We start from the raw sequence: 17,262 nt of genomic DNA on the forward strand, positions 1-17,262 counted from the left end.
GTTTTTTGAAGTATTCCTCATCGCTTAATCGCTTCTCCCACATTCGCAGAATCGCCAAGCGCAAGGGATTTAGCACCTTAAAAATCAAACTTTTTTTAATCAACTCTTTCATTTTCACATCCTTATTTTCAAAAATAAAAGATGAATTGTAGCAGAAAATATTTTAGATTCTGCGAAATCGCAGAATCTTGGATTGCTTCGTTGCACTCTCCTCGCTTCGTGCGCCTCGCAATGACGATTTTTTTAGATTCTTCGCTCGTTTCACTCGCTCAGAATGACAATTTGATTTGGATTGCCACGAAAATGCTACGCATTTTCTCGCAATGACGGCGTTTTTTTGCCTTTAAAAACAATTCTAGTATTTTGCGGTGGAAGTTTTGTAGTTTTAAAATTTTTTGGGTGTGAGACTAGACTTGGAGTCTGCGAAATCCCCAAAATTTTCACAAGTGCGAAAGATGCACCCAAAGACGAATTGAGCGCACCTATTTCGCGCTAGTCGCTTTATCTACTAAATACGCCACGCTTTGAAATTTACTCTCACCATACGCGCAAAGTCCTATCTCACAAGTGCTACTTGAACTCACACCGATGATATTTGTCGCGCTCTCATCTGCCAAATGCGCCGTGCTAGACTTGTTGAGCTCTGGCGTGAAAAAGCCCTTTTTACCCGCAAATCCGCAACACTCAAAGCTTTTTACCACGCGCACATCATCGCTGCATAGCTTTGCCACTTCTATTATCGCGCTATCCTTGCCCATCTTTTTTAGCAAACAAAGTCTATGCACCAAAAGTGGCGAATCCACCTTGCACCACGCAAGTTTGTCGCTTATGCTTAAAATAAATTCGCTAATGTCATACACTTTATATCTATCCCCAAACTGCGTAATCGTAGAGTAAAAACAACTCGAATGGTCTGTTAAAATCGCATATTTCCCGCCACAAGTCGCCTTTTCTAGCTCAGATTCTAAAAATGCCATATTTTGCGCCTTTATGCTCTCATAATCCTCAAACGACTTGCCACAGCACATTTGCTTGATTTTGTGCGGATAAATTATGCCAATTTTTGCCTTCGCACAAATGCTCTCCACCACTTCTTGCAAAGGGCGTTTGTCGCGTTGTTTGGCATTTGGGGCAAAAATGCGATTCGTGCAAGAAGTGAAATACACGACTTTTTCAGGCAGATTTTCGCCCTTATTTGTGAGATTATAAGCATTTGCGCGGGGCATAAATGGCGGAGTAAAGGGCAGATTTGCGCTTAATTTATGTAATGTGCCTGTGATTTTACTAATCCAAAATTCACTAATTATCACACTTGCCAAGCGGTAGATTCGCAGTCCCCCACGCGCCACACCCAAAATCGCACTAAAATTATCATAGATTTTTTGCGCGAATTTCTGCGTTTTGCCACTCATAGCTTTTCGCAACTCAAAGGCGACATTTGCGGTATCAATCCCAAGCGGACAAAGTGCAAGGCACGATGAGCACCCCGCGCAAGTTTCATCGCCAAAGTATTCATATTCGCTCAAAAGTGCATCTGCCTCATACTTTTTGCCATCCTCTAAAAGTCGTGTGATTTCGCGTAGCACTGCGATTCGCTGGCGCGGTGTTAGCGCAATCTCACGCGATGGGCAGTTTTTCTCGCAAAATCCGCACTCCATACAGCGATTTATCATCTCACTATTTTCGGGCAGGTTGAGCAGATTTTTGGGCGCGGATTTGAGATTTTTCTTAAAAATTGTCGCATCATCGCTGATTATGACATCTGGATTCAAAAGTCGCGTCCCATCAAAGGCATTTTTTATCGCCACATTGATTGCGTAAGCCTTTTTGCCCCACTCGATTTCCACAAATGGCGCGACCATTCGCCCTGTGCCGTGCTCTGCTTTGGCACTACCGCCCATTAGCGCGACTTTGCTACTCATTTCCTCCACAAGCGCGGCAAAATTTTCATATTGCTTTTTGTCCTTTAAATCGGGCGTGATATTAAAATGCAGATTCCCCGCTAACGCGTGTCCAAAAATCACGCCATCAAAGCCATATTTCTTAAACAACTCTTGCAACCACGCCACGCCATCGGTAAATTTATCAATCTCAAAGCACACATCTTCGGTGATAATCGTAGTCCCTTTGGGGCGCGTCCCTGCGACAATAGGCAAGATTCCCTTGCGAATCTTCCACCACGCATCATACTCACGCGAATCCTTTGAATACAACGGCGCAAATGGCATTTTGATGGATTCTAACTCCGCTTTTATGGCGACTAGATTTGATTCTAGCGTTGAAATCTCTTGTGATTCGCTTTGAAATAAAATGCACGAATAGCCCTCTTTGCACTCTTTGACTATGCTAGGTATCCCTTCGCTATCTTTAACCGCCATAAGACAGGCATAATCCATCATTTCCGCGCTCACAACTTTGTCTCGCCCAAGTTTGGATAGTGCGACAACCGCCTTACTCGCCTCACTCAAATCCGCAAAAAATAGCAATCCACACGCTTTAAATTTCGCGTCAATCACGGCGTTGTAGCGCACCTTGCTAATGAATGCCAAAGTCCCCTCGCTGCCGATTAAAATGTGATTTAAAATGTCCGCAATGTCGCTAAAATCTGCTAGGGCGTTTATGCTGTATCCTGTGGTGTTTTTGATTTTGTATTTTCGCGCGATGAGTGCGGTTAGCTCTTTGTCGGCTAAAATTTCGGCGCGGAGTTTTTGCAGAGATTCTACAATGTGTGCGTGGGTTTTACAAAAAGATTCAACGCTATTTTTATCGCTTGTATCGATGATAGTGCCGTCTGTTAGCACCGCACGAACAGAATGAATGGTGTTGTAGCTATTTTGCTCCACGCCACAGCACATTCCGCTTGAATTGTTATTAAAAATCCCGCCAATTAGTGCGGTTGTGATAGTCGCTGGGTCTGGTCCAATCTTTTTGCCAAACTTCGCTAACGCCGCATTTGCCTCGCAGCCAATCACGCCACAGCCACATTCGATGACATTGCCATTAACTTTAATGCTTTTAAAACCCTCATTTGCGATAACAAGCACAGAATCGCTACTGCATTGTCCGCTTAATGAAGTCCCTGCGGCGCGAAAAGTGATAGGCGTGTGGTATTTTCGCGCTAATGCCAAAAGTGCGATGATTTCGTCTTCGCTATTTGCGCGAATGACGACTTTTGGCACATAGCTATAACAGCTCGCATCAACGCCTAGTGCGTATCGCATTAAGCGCGAATCCCAAACGCGCCCAATGCAGATTGATTTTGCCTTGCTTATGAAGTGTGTGTAATTTGGTTTTGCACTCATTTCCTACCTCCAAAAATTATAAAAATCTCCCAATTTTACAGATTCTGCAAAATTCGCAGAATCTCGCCAAAAATTTGCAGAATCTCGCCAAAAATTTGCAGAATCTCGCCAAAAATTTGCAGAATCTCGCTAAAAAATCGCAGAATCTCCAAAGATTCGCAGAATCTCCCTCAAAAGTGAAAGATTATAACAAAAATGATGATTTTTTGGGGTGGATTCTGCGATTCGCAGAATCTAAATGTGGATTTTTGTGATTTTGTGGTGTTAAGATTCTGCGATTCGCAGAATCTAAAATAAAAACGCAGAATCTAGCGCGTTTTTCGCAGAATCTTAAAATAAAAACGCAGAATCTCGCCATTGTCCGTTATCACGAGGCAAATTTTGATTTGCCAAAGCTATCCATAAAACTGATTTATAGATTGCCACGAAGTCGCCCAAAGTGCGACTTCTCGCAATGACGAAATAAGTGAGGGCAGATTCTGCGATTCGCAGAATCTTAAAATAAAAACGCAGAATCTCGCCAAAATTCGCAGAATCTAGCGCATTTTTCGCAGAATCTTAAAATAAATCTCGCAAAATCTTAAATCGGTAGCACTCTTATATTTTCTGCCAAATTTTCTTGCAAAATCGATTCGATTGCAAAAAGTGTGCCGCTAGAGCCACTCGCACAGCCACTACACGCGCCCAAATAGCGGATATACACATCGATAAAATTATCGCTAGTTTCCTTAATGTCGATGATTTCCATATTTCCGCCATCCATCATAAGCATAGGGCGGATATTTTCATCAATGATTTTATCAATCGCCTTTACCTTTTGCACCATTGTCATATCTTTAAATTCTAGCGTCCCTGCGCTTGACTTTGTGGCGTTTGCTTTTAGCTTTTCAGCCTCCATTTCAGCGCGGACATCACGCAAAATATCCACCAAATAATACTCTCTTTTTTCGTGTCCTCCCGGCTTTATACAAGACTTGCAAAACGCCCCTGCTTTGGTGTATTGCGTGATTTCCTCAACGGATTTCAAATCATTTAGGCGTATCACATCTTTTATCGTAGATAGGCTAACCCGCGCACATTCGCACACGATGATTTCATCTTCAAAATCCTCCGCGCTTTTGCCCAAATAAAGCCCCGCTGCCTTTTTAATCACATCGTAAGCCATTACAGAGCAGTGCATTTTTTGTCCGGGCACTGCGGGAGTGTTTGGCTCATCTCTTAACGCCTTTTCGACATCGATATTTGTGATTTTTACGGCGTCTTGGACTTTTTTATTTAGGCAAAGCTCTACCATCATATCACTACTTGCAATCGCCGTCCCACAGCCAAAACTTTTGAATTTCGCATCGATTATCGTGTCATTTGAATCAACCAGCCAATATAGTCGCACCGCATCGCCACAAGCCTCCGCGCCATAGTCTGCTACGATTAGTTTCGCGCCTTTTTTGTCTGCGTCCTCTTGTGTGATAACGCCCAAATGCGTGGGATTGTCCATTCGCTCTTGGACTTTTTTAGAATACGCCTCCCACAATGAACCGCCTAATAAATTATCTTTTCCCATAACTTTTTCCTTTTAATATGAACTTGAAATATTGCGAAGTCGCTTAATCGCCGAATCTATCACGCCAATGGCATAATCAATATCAGATTCGGTTGTGAATCGCGATAAGGATAATCGAATCGCCGTGTGCGCTAACTCTTTGTCCGCGCCGATGGCACTCATCACAGGATTTGCCTCCAAATCCTCACTTGCACACGCACTGCCCGTAGATGCGCAAATCCCAGCTTTGTTTAAATCCCAAAGCATTGCCTCGCCCTCAATGCCTCGAATACTTGCCAAAATCGTATTTGGCACACGGGGCGAATCGCGCCCAATTATCAGCACATCATCGTGCGCTAAAAGCGCGCTTTCAAGTTTGTCGCGCATTTGTCGCACTTTGTCAGCTTCAAAATCCAAATGCGCCTTTGCAAGCGCAAACGCTTCGCCCATACCGATGATATAAGGCACATTTAGCGTCCCACTGCGTTTGCCTTGCATTTGCTCTCCGCCGTGAAAAAGTGGTATCAGCTCCAATCCAGCGCGAATATAAAGTCCGCCAATGCCCTTTGGTCCGTGAAATTTATGTGCGCTAAAACTCAAAAAATCTACATTTGATTCGCGCACATTTACAGGAATCTTGCCAATCGCTTGAACGGCGTCCGTGTGGAATAAAACGCCCATTTCTTTGCAAATCGCCCCGATTTCTTGCACGGGGAAAATCACGCCTGTTTCGTTATTTGCCCACATTACGCTAACTAGCATAGTTTGTGGCGTAATCGCATCACGCACGGCAGAAGCGTCAATCCCAGCCTTGCTATTTACAGGAATATAGGTGATTTTCACGCCTAATTCCTCCAAAAACGCGCAAGTTGAGCTAATCGCGGGGTGCTCTACTTGTGTGGTGATGATATGATTTTTATCGCCTAATTTGCCATTATTTTTTAGCAATTCATTAAAATACACGCCTTTTAGCACCCAATTATTTGACTCCGTAGCACACGAAGTGATTATGACATCATCGCTCGAATCTGCGCCTATTGCGTCATAAATCTTATCAAATGCTTCGCGCAAAGGCTTATGCGTGTCCGTGCCGATTTTGTGAAGTGAATTTGGATTGCCATAATGTTTGCAAAAATAATCACTCATCGCGCTAAAAACCGCGCTATCCACCATTGTCGTGGCATTGTTATCTAAATAAACTTCCTTCAATTTCATTTCCTTTATATTTGTCAAATTTGATAAAAATTATCGTTTAAAAAGTTTGGCATTATATGAAATTTTGCAAAAAAAGCAAGAAAAATTACACAAAATTTCATAAAATTTGTATATTTTACACGCTTTAAAGTAGTATAATTACTAAAATTTTTTTGATTCAAAGGCGTAAAATGAATATTTTAAACTCCATAAACGACTTCAACGAAGCAAAGGCAGTGATTGCAGGGGGCGTAAATTCGCCTGTCCGCGCATTTAGCTCTGTGGGCGGGAATCCACGAATGATAAAAAGCGCGAATGGTTGCTATCTCATCGATGAGGACAATAACAAATATGTCGATTTCGTGCAGAGCTGGGGACCGCTTATTTTAGGGCATAAAGATAGCGCGACACTTGAAGCAATAAGAGAGGCATTAGAGCGTGGCGTGGGCTATGGTGCGCCCACTACGATGGAGACAAAACTCGCCAAAGAGATTATCGAAGTGTATGATGGAATCGAAAAGATTCGCCTTGTAAGCTCTGGCACGGAGGCGACAATGAGTGCGATTCGCTTGGCACGGGCATTTACAGGGAGAGATGATATTATAAAGTTTGATGGCTGCTATCACGGGCATAGCGATTCATTGCTTGTGAGTGCGGGAAGTGGCTGTGCTACTTTTGGTAATCCTAGTTCGCCCGGTGTGCCGCAGGATTTTAGCAAACACACGCTTGTGGCGCGATATAATGATTTGGATTCGCTAAAAGCGTGTTTTAAGGCAAGTGGCCAAAGTGGAAGTAGAGGCGTCGCGTGCGTGATAATCGAGCCGATTGCGGGAAATATGGGGCTAGTCCCTGCGGAAGCGGAGTTTATCAAAGGTGTAAGAGAGCTTTGCGATATTTTTGGCGCGGTGCTAATTTTTGATGAGGTGATGAGCGGATTTCGCGCGTCCTTAAAAGGCTCACTTGGATTTTATGAAGTAACGCCCGATTTGGCGACTTTTGGCAAAGTCATCGGCGGAGGATTGCCACTAGCGGCATTTGGCGGACGAAGCGACATTATGGAAATGCTATCCCCCACAGGCGCGGTTTATCAAGCGGGGACTTTGAGTGGCAATCCTATCGCTGTATCGGCGGGATTAGCGGTGTTGAAGCAAATAAAGCGCGATAGTAATATCTATGGGCGGTTAGAGAGTTTGGCATTGCGTCTTACAAAAGGAATGCAAGATAGGGCGAATCGCTTTGGCTTTGCAATGCAAACTGCGGTGCGTGGCAGTATGTTTGGCTTTTTCTTTAATGACAAGCCTGTGCGAAATTTCGATGATGCCAAAAAGAGCGTGACCTTGCTTTTTGCGAAGTTTCATCAAAAAATGTTAGAGCGCGGTGTGTATTTTGCGCCATCAACATTTGAAACAGGCTTTGTTTGCACGGCGATGGACGAATCTGTCATTGATAGGGTAGTAGATTCGTGTGAAGTAGTGTTTGAAGAGCTAAAAAATGGATAGTGGAAGCAATTCAAATGATTTGTCATTGCGAGGCGAATCGATAGATTCGCCGAAGCAATCCAAAAAAAATTGTCATATTGAGCGAAGCGAAATATCTCAAAAAACAGAGATTCTTCGCTCACTTCGTTCGCTCAGAATGACAAAAAAATCGCAGAATCTCAAAATCTCCCCCTCCCTTGCGGAGGGGGATTAAGGGGGTGGGTTAAAAATGCAAAAAAATAATAATGCGAAAAATACAAAAATCGCAGAATCTTACATAACAACGCAGAATCTAAATGTGGATTGCCACGATTTTGCTACGCAAAATCTCGCAATGACGGAAAATGACGCAGATTCTGTGAATCGCAGAATCTCGCACGAAAACGCAGAATCTAAAATAAAAAATACCCACCCCCTAACCCCCTCCGCAAGGGAAGGGGGACAAAACGCAGAATCTCCCCCTATTTCGTCATTGCAAGGCGCACGAAGCGAAGCGAGTGCAACGAAGCAATCTATAAAAAAATCAAATCCGTGCGAAGCACCCAAATCTCGCCCGCTTCGTGGTGCAAAAAATCGGGAGCAAGGTTGCAGTAGTGCAACCGCCGATTTTTTGCTAGAAGCGGATAAGCGAGGCTCTCCCCCTAAAAGCGAAAAAGCGGCTGCTTTTTGGCGCGTAGGGGGAGCGGGGAGGGGGGTGCAGCCCTTTTTGCGAAAAAAAACTAGCGAATCTAATCTAAAAAACGGCGATTTTATCGCAGAATCGCAGAATCTAAAAATAGATGGTTGTTTCGCTTCGCTCACAAAACAAGGCAAAGCCGAAGTTTCTTTATTCAATCCTATGGATTGCCACGATTCTGCTTCGCAGAATCTCGCAATGACGGAAAATGACGCAGATTCTGTGAATCGCACTTCATTTTGTCATATTGAGCGAAGCGAAATATCTCAAAAAAGAGATTCTTCGCTCGTTGCACTCGCACAGAATGACGAACACACACAGCCCAAACTTCGTCCCCTAATAAAAGGCGCAAATGGACTCTCACTTGGCATCTCCATTGTCGTAGCGATTTTGCTAGGCATCGGCGCGGGAGTGCTAATGCAAAAAATCTTTGGCGTTTTTTGGGTGCTATTTTTAGGCGTGGCGTGGGGGATTGCCGCTGCTATTTTAAATGTCTATAAAGTCTATAAAGCCGAACTGCGCGACTTTGAAAAAATCAAAGAAAATCCAAAATACAGAAATGAAAAATAGCTTAAAAACGCCACAGCACCGCACATAAAGGATTTTGATGACAAAACGATACAATCTTTTTAATTTCTATTTCATCGCTGTGATTTGGATAAATTTTTGCATATCGGCGAGTTTTTACCTAACCACCATCATTTCGACAAGCTATGCGTTGGATATTTTGCACGCAAAAAGCGCGGTGGCGGGGTTTGCAAGTGGGATTTTTGTCATCGGCGTGATGATGGCTAGACTTTGCGTTGGCAAAAGTTTGGATAAGCTCAATCTTAAAAAGTGGCTTATTTTGGGGCTTTTTGCCTCCCTTGCGTTTAATGCGCTGTATTTTTTCGCGCACAATATCGCATTGCTAAATCTCACTAGATTTTTGCACGGACTTAGCTTTGGGCTGTGTTCTAGCGTGTGCGGGACGATTGTAGCGCGAATGATACCGAGTTTTAAGCGGGGCGTTGGCATTGGGTATTATGGGCTTAGTAGCGTGGTGGCAAGTGGGATTGCGCCCTTTGTGGCGGTGTATTTGGTGAATCATAGTGCGTTTGACGCGGGATTTTGCGTGTCGCTTGGGTTTATAGCGTGTGCGATTTTGTGTGTGTTTGCGATGAAGGTGCGTGAGCTAAAAAAGGGCGCATTGCACTTTGAGCCACGCACTCACTCGCTAAAAACAAAATTGCTTGAATTTATCGAGCCAAGTGCCTTGCGTATTGCGTTTGTGGGATTTTTGGTAGCGTTTTGCTTTGGCGGGATTTTGAGCTTTATTGGCGCGTATTGCAAAGAGCGGGGGCTGATAGAAGCCGGCTCGGCGTTTTTTATCGTGTATGCGGTGACTTCGCTTCTCATTCGCCCTTTTGCTGGGCGCATTTTTGATATCAAAGGGCATAATGCAATCATCGCGCCATCGCTTGTTTTTCTCGCACTTGCGCTTGTTTTAATCGCTTTTGCGCAAAATGGATTCGTGCTAATTTTGGGGGCGATTTGCTGTGCCTTTGGCTATGGCAACTTCGTCTCATCGGCGCAAAGTCTCGCCATCAAACTCGCGCCAAAGGACAAATTGGGACTTGCCACAGCGACATATTTTATGATGATAGACTTGGGCGCGGGGGTGGGACCATATTTTTTGGGATTTGCGATTGGGGCGTGGGATTTTAGCGTGGCGTTTTTGGGGTGCGGTGTGATTGCGATTTTTGCGCTGGTGGCGTATTATTTGCTGATTGCAAAGGGCGAAAAATGCTGATTTTATGCGCGAATCTCGTGTGCGCTTTGATTGTGGCGGTGCTTGATGTGCGATTTTTGATAAGTTTTGAAGTGGCGTGGGTGGGGGCGATGATGATTGTGCGGAGTTCATATCGCTCGGTAATGAGAAAGGTAAGTGAATGCAATTCGTCTTTGGGTATTGGCAATTCGTCTCTCACGCGACCTTCGCGGGAGTTTGAAAAATTCTCGCTCGATGAACCATCAGTTCTATCTCGCTCGAATTTTTCGGCACAACCCACGAATCTCGCGCAAGATACTAGAATTGCGGAGGATTTAAAAGATTCAAAAAATCCGTCATTGCGAGGCAAATCGCAGATTCGCGCAAAGCAATCCAAAAAAAAATCAAATCCGTGCGAAGCACCCGAATCTCGCCCGCTTCGTGGTGCAAAAAATCGGATTCAAGGTTGCAGTAGTGCAACCGCCGATTTTTTGCTAGAAGCGGATAAGCGAGGCACTCCCCCTAAAAGCGAAAAAGCGGCTGCTTTTTGGGAACACAATTTAAATGAAGTCGGGGGGAGCGGGAGCGGGGTGCAGCCCTTTTTGCGAAAAGAATCAAGTGAATCAAAGTGGCAAAATGGCGAAAATCTCGCAGATTCTGCTTCGCTTCGTCATTGCGAGGCACGAAGTGCCGAAGCAATCCAAAAAAATAATAATATGGATTGCCACGATTCTGCTACGCAGAATCTCGCAATGACAAAAAAATCGCAGAAAATCGCAGAATCTGACGCACAAATCGCAGAATCTACCCCTGAATCTCTCCCCAAAAAAGAGCGATTTTTCATCGGTGCAAAAATCTCATTTGGACTTTTTCGCCTTTTATCCTACGCATTTTTGGGGATTAGCGTCATCGCACTCATCAATAACGGCGCATTTTTCGCAATCCCATTTTTGCTAGGCATCGCCCTATCCACGCTCACAAGCGCGATTTACGCCGTGCGAAAGTTGCATAAAGAGACACACTAAAATGTATATACAAATCGCAAAGTGCCTATCATCGCGACTTCTGTAATTTCATTTAATAACTCGTAGTGATATGTGCCATAATATGTGCCGTAGCTACTTTTGTATAATTCCGTAAGCAATCTACCCGAATATCGCGGCTGAAATAGCACTTCAATCGCGCTGTTGTTGTAAATCACAAAGCGCACTCCAAAGTTCCCCTGCATCGTCTCGCCTATTATATTGCAACCATTAAAATACTTGCAAATATCGCTATTTACGCGCTCATACACTAGCCCATAGCCAAATCCTAGCACAAATCCCACCTTTAAAGGTTTGGTTGTCACAAAATTTATTAGCATATCAAAGTTAGCGGTGAAATTATGCGAATGTAATAAATCCAAAAATCGCGCATTGTAATCCAAATAAGAGCGCACTCCAAAGTATGGATTTGCAAAGTGCTTATATCCTAGCAACGCTTCAAATCCGCCATCGACATTTGCAGGATAGTAAGTTCCCCACAATGTATAAACATAGTTTGCTCCCCAATAACTATGCATAAGAGCAGAATATACTCTAATTTTCCTGCTATATTCACTAGTCGCGCTTGGATTTGCCAATGTTCCGCCAAATCCCAAGAAAAATCCGCTTGTTTCTTGCTTTGCTAGTTTTATCTCTGCGTTTTTCTTTGCTATGCGCTTTACATTCTTTTTGGTAATCTTTGGCGCAGAATCTTCAATATAATCATAGGGCAAGTCATCGCCAAATAGCGCAAAAATCACCACAAATATCACTGCAATTTTTTTCATCTTTATTCCTTATATGCGCGTTTATCGCCACTATCTACCAAGTCATCAAACCACTCTTTTTGCTCATCCCTATGTTTTGACTTATATATTGCCCTATATTCCGCTAGGCAGGTGCGCCCATCTCTAAATTGACGAAAATTATCATTCATTGTAAAGTTAATGCAATAAATATGCTGATTTTTGGGCGTAAAAACTGCCATATAATCTAAACTATTGTGCTCTATTGCATTTATGATTAACAATAATGGAGACATCAAAACACCAGCAATCACCCAAGAAGCCATACCTACTTTCTTTTCGCCCACTAATGCGATGGGCTGTCCAGCTTTGATATTTACAATGCAACTAGTATCACTACTCAATTTTACATAATGCTCTATCGAACACCATATCGCTTAATAAAGTCTTGTCATATAAACCATAATGCTTGTATTTCACAAAAATATCATATCTACTACCATCAAAAACCACGCTATCTCTATACATTATCAACCTTGCATAGCCATTTGGTGGCGGGGAGAAAAGTTTGATTCGCTTATGTGGTGCGATGGCTTTTTCATCTATTTCTTGTGGCGTCATAGGCTCTTGCAAAGAACATCCACTAAAAAATAAAATCCCTAGCAAAAATATAATCGTAGCTTTCATTTAACCTTCTTAAATCTAAAATCTAAAAGCATAATTTTACCCCCCCCAAAAACTTAAATTTTGCTTAAAAAATAAAATTTTTTTAGATTCTGCGAAAATTGTAGAAAATCGCAGAATCTAATGAAAAAAATCAATAAAATCGCAGAATCTGCCCCGCGTCGTCATTGCGAACGCAGAATCTCGCAAGTGACAGAAAAATCACAGAATCTCCGCTAGATTCTGCGATTTAAGAGTGATTTTGCCATAATTTCGCATTTAAATTTAAGGGGGGAAAATGAAAGTTTTAGTGCCTATTTTGCGCGGATTTGAGGAAATTGAGCTAGTTAGCATTGTGGATATTTTGCGCCGCTCTGGGCTTTGCGTGGTTTTGGCAGGGCGCGAAAAGTCTGTGTGCGGGGCGCATAATATCATTTTGCAAAGCGAGTGCGATTTGAGCGCGGTAAATTTAGCCGAATTTAGCGCAATCGCCCTTGCCGGTGGCTATGATGGTATGCAAAATCTCTGTAATGATAATTTTGTGATAAAGGCACTGCAAGAGCTAAACGCGCAAGGGAAGCTAGTGTCGGCGATTTGCGCATCGCCAATCGTGCTAGGCAAGGCAGGTGTGCTAAAAAATAAATTTACCTGCTACCCAAGCTGTGAGAATGCGATAAGTTCGAGTGCGAAATATTGCGCGGAGCGCGTGGTTATCGATGAAAATATCATCACCGCAAATGGTCCTACAAGTGCCACGCTTTTTGCCCTTGCGATTGTGGAATACCTGCTAGGGCGCGAGGTGCGCGATAAAATCGCAAAAGAGTTGTTGTTAGATTAGATTTCGCAGAATCTGCCCTGCGTCGTCATTGCGAACGCAGAATCTCGCAATGACGAAAAAAATACAGAAAAACGCAGAATCTCGCAAGTGATGGAAAATAAGCGCAGAATCTAGCGCAGATTCTGCGTTTTTGGCTGAATTCGCAGAATCTAATTAAATTTTAGCATTATTTCTTTTGAATCTATTTTAAAAAATGTTTGCAGTGTAAAGCGTAGATTCTCCACGCACACGATGATTTCATAATAATCGCCATAAAAAACGCTCTCCAAAACTTCGGCTTGAATCGCGTGTGAAATGCGCGAATCTTGCGAATCTTGCTCCATTTTGTGCGAATCTATCAAATCTGTTTTTCGCAAATCTTGTGAAACTTGCGAATCCACGCCCACAAAATCCACTATCCGCAAGTCTTTTGGGCGAATTAGTCCATTTTTTGATTCTAAAAATTTGCGAAAATTCGCATTTTTCACATTCTCAATCGCACTTTTTTCAATCACATTTATCACACCCAAAAACTCCGCACTTTGCGCACTTTTTGGGTTCTCATAAAGCTCTTTTGGAGTGCCTTTATCGATGATTTTACCGCCCTCCATCAAAATGATTTTATCCGCCAAAGCAAAGGCATCCTCCCTATCGTGCGTCACAAAAATCGCAGAAAGCCCGTGTGTGCGTAAAATCGCCTTTATGTCGCTTCGCATTCTCGCGCTCATCGTGTGATTGAGATTTGAAAATGGCTCATCAAATAAAATCATTTTGGGGCGCGGGGCAAGAGAGCGCGCTAGTGCCACGCGCTGTTGCTGTCCGCCACTAATCTCGTGCGGATAGCGAGTGCCAAGCGTTTCAAGCCCAAGCATCGCCACTAGCTCATCGTAGCGTTGTTTTTGCTCTGCCTTTGGCAAATGCGCGATACCAAACAAAATATTATCCTTCACGCTAAAATGCGGAAATAGCGCGTAGTCTTGAAACAAAATGCCGACATTGCGCTCTTTTGGCGGGGCAAAATTCGCAGAATCTGCGACTTTTTCACCATATAGCCAAATCTCTCCGCCATCTATGCCAAAAAATCCCGCAATCGCGCTTAAAAGTGTGCTTTTGCCACAGCCACTCTCCCCTAAAATCGCTACGATTTCGCCATCCCCCACTTCAAAGCTAATATCCCGCAACACGGGCGTTTTGCCAAAAGATTTGATTAGATTTTTTATGGTTAAAATTTTCATTTCGCGCCTCCATCATTTTTATGCAAAAAGTGCATTAGAAGCGTTGGGATTAGCGCAAAAAGCACGATTAGCAAACTAGGCAAGGCGGCGTCATAGATTTGCTCATTGTCGCTGTATCCAAAGGCTGCTGCTGCCAAAGTTTGATAGCCCGAACTCGCCAAAATCGTAGAGATGGGGAGCTCTTTTAAAATGTCGATTGCCACGATGACAAAGGCGAGTGCTAGGCTAGTGCGGATTAGCGGGAAGTGGATTTTGGTAAAAATGCGAAGCGGAGTGGCTTTGAGATTTAACGCTACAAAGTCAAAATTTCGCGGGATTTTGGTAAATCCGCTTTGAATCGCAAATATGCCCGATGCCAAAAATCGCACCAAATATCCAAAAAATAGCACCGCAAATCCCCCGCCAAGCGCGTAAGCGATATTTAGCGGAGATAAAATTTTGGCATTTATAAAGCCCAAAAATAGCAAAATGCCAATCGCCACAACCGCGCCCGGGATTGCATATCCAAGACTTGCGAGTGCTAAAATCGCCTTTGCCACTTTGCCACCGCCAAGTCGCACCACAAAGCAAAGAAAATACGCGATTAAAACGATTGCAAATGAGCTACTAAACGACATCACCAAGCTATAAATCATCGCGCTTGTAAATTTGGGAAAGGTTTGCGCCACATCATAAAGCCCCCAATACAAAAGCCACGCAAATGGCACAATAAAGGCAAAAAATAGCACTGCAAAGCACATAAAAAACGCAAGTGCATTTTTAAATCCACGCAATTTTTGTCGTGGAGTAGGCAAAAACGCGCTTTGTGCGTAAGAGCGCGATTTGCGCTGATAGGATTCAGCTACCACAATTATAAATACAAAAATTATCATAACCGCCGATAGCGCAACGCCACTGCTTTCATCGCCACCGCCAAGCCAAGTGCGAAAAATCCCCGCACTAAATGAATCCACGCCAAAATACGACACAAGCCCATATTCACTTAGCGTCTCCATTAGCACTAGCAAACTCGCCCCCACAATGCTAACGCGACAAAATGGCAAAACAACTCTCCAAAAAATCCGCATAGATGAGCCACTCAAACTTTGTGCGCTACGAATTATCGTGCCAAGATTCTGCGAAAAATTGTTTTTGGTAAAAAAATAAATGTAAGGGTAGAGCGAAAAAGACAAAATCAAAATCGCGCCAAACATATTCATAATATCAATGCGCGAATCTATCCCAAATAGCGTGGGTATCACACCCTCAAATTCGCATAGATTCACCCACGCAAATCCCATAATATACGCTGGGATGGCAAGTGGCAAAATAAGGGCGACTTCAAAGATTTTGCGTCCAAAAAAGTCATAAAATGCGATTAAATACGCGCTTAAAATACCTAAAATCAAAGTGCAAATTAGCACCCCAAAAAGCAAAATCGCACTACCCAAAATATAGCGCGGTAGCACGAATTTGCTTAAATGACTAAGCGTCCCTAAATCAATAAATGGCAAATGAAAAATAACTACAAAAATCGGCACAAGCACGAATCCTGCGAGAATAATCGCAGGAAAAATCCACTTAAAATTTAGATTTTTCATAGATTCTGCGCTTATGCTTTCAAACCGCTTTGCATTTTCATCACACCGCCAAAACTACTTCCACTCCACTTCATCAAAGATTTTCAACGCCTCTTTTGCATTTTTGTAATAGCTCTCAAAGTCCGGCTCTTGCACTTTGAACTCGCCCCAGCTTTTTAAAAGTGCATTTGGCTCGACACTTGGATTTATTGGATATTCAAAGTTGCCATCAGTTAGCATTTTTTGTGCTTCGGGGGATAGCAAAAACTCTACTAATTTGATTGCATTTGCCTTATTTGGCGCGTTTTTAAGCACACCTATGCCACTTACATTTATGTGAGTGCCACGCCCATCTTGATTTGGGAAAATCACATAGACGCTCTCTCCCGCCTTTTTATCATTTGTATTTTTAGAATTTAGCAAATGCCCTAAATAATAGCTATTTGAAATCGCCACATCGCCTTCTTTCGCATACACCGCGCGAATCTGGTCTCTATCCGCACCCTTTGGAGTTCGCGCCATATTTTGGACGATACCACTCGCCCACGCCTTTGCTTCATCGCGTCCAAGCGTTTCAATCATTTGCGAGAGCAACGAAATATTATACACCGCGCTTGAACTTCGCACAAGCACTTTTTCGCTCCATTTTTTATCCGTCAAATCCTCATAATTTGCAATGCTGCCCTTTGGGACGCGCTCTTTTGAAGCAATGATAATCCTAGCGCGTTTGGATATGGCAAACCACTCATTATTCTTGCCACGCCACGCTTTTGGCGAGAGATTTTCAATCGTTTTGCTAGTAACGCTTTGAAAAAGCCCCGCTACGCGCACTTGCTCTAAATTACCCGCGTCTGCTGTCATGAAAATATCTGCCTTGCTGTTTTTGCCCTCAGATTCAAGCCTTTGGGCGAGTTCGTTTGCTTTTGCTTGAAGCACATTGACTTTTATGCCCGTTTTGTCCGTGAATGCCTTGAAAATGCCCTTGTCCGTGTCATAATGACGATGTGAATAAATATTCACTTCACTTGCACCTAAAATCGCGCTAAATGCCACGCCAAGCGTAACTATCTTAAAAAACTTCATTTTTTGTCCTTTCGATTTTTAAATTTAAAAAGCGCGATTTTAGCAAAGCAAAACTTAAATAAGAATAAAAATCATTTTTTTGTATTTTTTTTGTGTAGATTCTGCGAAAATGTGCGAGATTCTGCAAAAAGATTCTACGAAATCGCACTAGATTTTGCGAAAAACACGCTAGATTCTGCGAATCGATTCGAATAAAT

The 17,262-nt window shown here is 43.1% G+C and carries 20 protein-coding genes; 8 read left to right on the top strand and 12 right to left on the bottom strand.

What is annotated here, in order from left to right; all coding sequences use genetic code 11:
• The first annotated feature begins 141 nt into the window (after positions 1-141).
• Complete coding sequence (locus ACWIUE_RS08950) at positions 142-327, top strand: hypothetical protein (RefSeq protein WP_454136392.1); 186 nt, start codon at positions 142-144, stop codon at positions 325-327.
• Here ACWIUE_RS08950 and ACWIUE_RS08955 read toward each other — a convergent pair.
• Positions 307-465 (bottom strand): hypothetical protein, encoded by a 159-nt coding sequence (locus ACWIUE_RS08955; RefSeq protein WP_454136393.1) that lies wholly within the window; start codon positions 463-465, stop codon positions 307-309. The two genes, ACWIUE_RS08950 and ACWIUE_RS08955, sit on opposite strands and share 21 nt — an antisense overlap.
• Before the next feature lie 17 nt (positions 466-482).
• Positions 483-3,302 (bottom strand): FAD-binding and (Fe-S)-binding domain-containing protein, encoded by a 2,820-nt coding sequence (locus tag ACWIUE_RS08960; RefSeq protein ID WP_454136394.1) that lies wholly within the window; start codon positions 3,300-3,302, stop codon positions 483-485.
• On the opposite strand from ACWIUE_RS08960, the gene ACWIUE_RS08965 reads away from it, so the two are divergent.
• Entirely contained in the window at positions 3,287-3,556 is a 270-nt protein-coding gene (locus ACWIUE_RS08965) for a hypothetical protein (RefSeq protein ID WP_454136395.1), read from the top strand. The two genes, ACWIUE_RS08960 and ACWIUE_RS08965, sit on opposite strands and share 16 nt — an antisense overlap.
• On the opposite strand, the gene ACWIUE_RS08970 is transcribed toward ACWIUE_RS08965, so the two are convergent.
• The 4 genes from ACWIUE_RS08970 to ACWIUE_RS08985 are packed head-to-tail and all read right to left on the bottom strand — an operon-like array spanning position 3,487 to position 6,057.
• Positions 3,487-3,660 carry a hypothetical protein gene (locus ACWIUE_RS08970; protein ID WP_454136396.1) on the bottom strand — a complete coding sequence of 58 codons (174 nt, stop codon included), beginning with the start codon at positions 3,658-3,660 and terminating at the stop codon, positions 3,487-3,489. The genes ACWIUE_RS08965 and ACWIUE_RS08970 overlap by 70 nt on opposite strands.
• Positions 3,661-3,697: 37 nt before the next feature.
• Entirely contained in the window at positions 3,698-3,826 is a 129-nt protein-coding gene (locus ACWIUE_RS08975; protein WP_454136397.1) for a hypothetical protein, read from the bottom strand.
• Positions 3,827-3,882: 56 nt separating this feature from the next.
• Positions 3,883-4,863 (bottom strand): iron-sulfur cluster assembly scaffold protein, encoded by a 981-nt coding sequence (locus tag ACWIUE_RS08980; RefSeq protein ID WP_454136398.1) that lies wholly within the window; start codon positions 4,861-4,863, stop codon positions 3,883-3,885.
• 12 nt (positions 4,864-4,875) lie between these two features.
• Positions 4,876-6,057: a NifS family cysteine desulfurase gene (locus tag ACWIUE_RS08985; protein WP_454136399.1), complete on the bottom strand. Its 1,182-nt coding sequence runs from the start codon at positions 6,055-6,057 to the stop codon at positions 4,876-4,878.
• 170 nt (positions 6,058-6,227) lie between these two features.
• On the opposite strand from ACWIUE_RS08985, the gene hemL reads away from it, so the two are divergent.
• The 5 genes from hemL to ACWIUE_RS09010 are packed head-to-tail and all read left to right on the top strand — an operon-like array spanning position 6,228 to position 10,965.
• Positions 6,228-7,535 (top strand): glutamate-1-semialdehyde 2,1-aminomutase, encoded by a 1,308-nt coding sequence (gene hemL / locus ACWIUE_RS08990; protein ID WP_454136400.1) that lies wholly within the window; start codon positions 6,228-6,230, stop codon positions 7,533-7,535.
• Positions 7,528-7,728: a hypothetical protein gene (locus ACWIUE_RS08995; RefSeq protein ID WP_454136401.1), complete on the top strand. Its 201-nt coding sequence runs from the start codon at positions 7,528-7,530 to the stop codon at positions 7,726-7,728. The genes hemL and ACWIUE_RS08995 overlap by 8 nt, the downstream gene beginning before the upstream one ends.
• A gap of 15 nt (positions 7,729-7,743) precedes the next feature.
• Positions 7,744-8,760 carry an AtpZ/AtpI family protein gene (locus ACWIUE_RS09000; RefSeq protein WP_454136402.1) on the top strand — a complete coding sequence of 339 codons (1,017 nt, stop codon included), beginning with the start codon at positions 7,744-7,746 and terminating at the stop codon, positions 8,758-8,760.
• A gap of 37 nt (positions 8,761-8,797) precedes the next feature.
• Positions 8,798-9,982, top strand: coding sequence for an MFS transporter (locus ACWIUE_RS09005; protein WP_454136403.1), 1,185 nt, complete (start codon positions 8,798-8,800; stop codon positions 9,980-9,982).
• Positions 9,976-10,965, top strand: coding sequence for a hypothetical protein (locus ACWIUE_RS09010; protein ID WP_454136404.1), 990 nt, complete (start codon positions 9,976-9,978; stop codon positions 10,963-10,965). Before ACWIUE_RS09005 ends, ACWIUE_RS09010 begins: the two co-directional genes overlap by 7 nt.
• Here the strand turns inward: ACWIUE_RS09010 and ACWIUE_RS09015 are convergent.
• From ACWIUE_RS09015 to ACWIUE_RS09025, 3 genes are read right to left on the bottom strand one after another with little or no spacing between them, the layout of a single operon-like run.
• Positions 10,962-11,750, bottom strand: a complete 789-nt coding sequence (locus tag ACWIUE_RS09015) for an outer membrane beta-barrel protein (RefSeq protein ID WP_454136405.1) — start codon at positions 11,748-11,750, stop codon at positions 10,962-10,964. The two genes, ACWIUE_RS09010 and ACWIUE_RS09015, sit on opposite strands and share 4 nt — an antisense overlap.
• 2 nt (positions 11,751-11,752) lie before the next feature.
• Positions 11,753-12,112, bottom strand: coding sequence for a hypothetical protein (locus ACWIUE_RS09020; protein WP_454136406.1), 360 nt, complete (start codon positions 12,110-12,112; stop codon positions 11,753-11,755).
• Positions 12,105-12,395: a hypothetical protein gene (locus ACWIUE_RS09025; RefSeq protein WP_454136407.1), complete on the bottom strand. Its 291-nt coding sequence runs from the start codon at positions 12,393-12,395 to the stop codon at positions 12,105-12,107. The genes ACWIUE_RS09020 and ACWIUE_RS09025 overlap by 8 nt, the downstream gene beginning before the upstream one ends.
• Positions 12,396-12,669: 274 nt before the next feature.
• Here ACWIUE_RS09025 and ACWIUE_RS09030 point away from each other — a divergent pair, with 274 nt between their 5' ends.
• Positions 12,670-13,209, top strand: coding sequence for a DJ-1 family glyoxalase III (locus ACWIUE_RS09030; RefSeq protein WP_454136408.1), 540 nt, complete (start codon positions 12,670-12,672; stop codon positions 13,207-13,209).
• 149 nt (positions 13,210-13,358) lie between these two features.
• Here ACWIUE_RS09030 and ACWIUE_RS09035 read toward each other — a convergent pair whose 3' ends face one another.
• Genes ACWIUE_RS09035 through ACWIUE_RS09045 form a run of 3 tightly spaced genes read right to left on the bottom strand, consistent with a single transcriptional unit; the run spans position 13,359 to position 17,065 of the window.
• On the bottom strand, positions 13,359-14,423 hold the full coding sequence (locus tag ACWIUE_RS09035; protein ID WP_454136409.1) for an ABC transporter ATP-binding protein: 1,065 nt from the start codon (positions 14,421-14,423) through the stop codon (positions 13,359-13,361).
• A complete protein-coding gene (locus ACWIUE_RS09040) occupies positions 14,420-16,003 on the bottom strand; it encodes an ABC transporter permease (RefSeq protein WP_454136410.1) in 1,584 nt (527 codons plus the stop codon). Before ACWIUE_RS09040 ends, ACWIUE_RS09035 begins: the two co-directional genes overlap by 4 nt.
• A 54-nt stretch (positions 16,004-16,057) precedes the next feature.
• Positions 16,058-17,065 carry a Fe(3+) ABC transporter substrate-binding protein gene (locus ACWIUE_RS09045; RefSeq protein ID WP_454136411.1) on the bottom strand — a complete coding sequence of 336 codons (1,008 nt, stop codon included), beginning with the start codon at positions 17,063-17,065 and terminating at the stop codon, positions 16,058-16,060.
• Positions 17,066-17,262: the final 197 nt, after the last annotated feature.

This window comes from Helicobacter sp. 23-1045, from assembly GCF_053654655.1.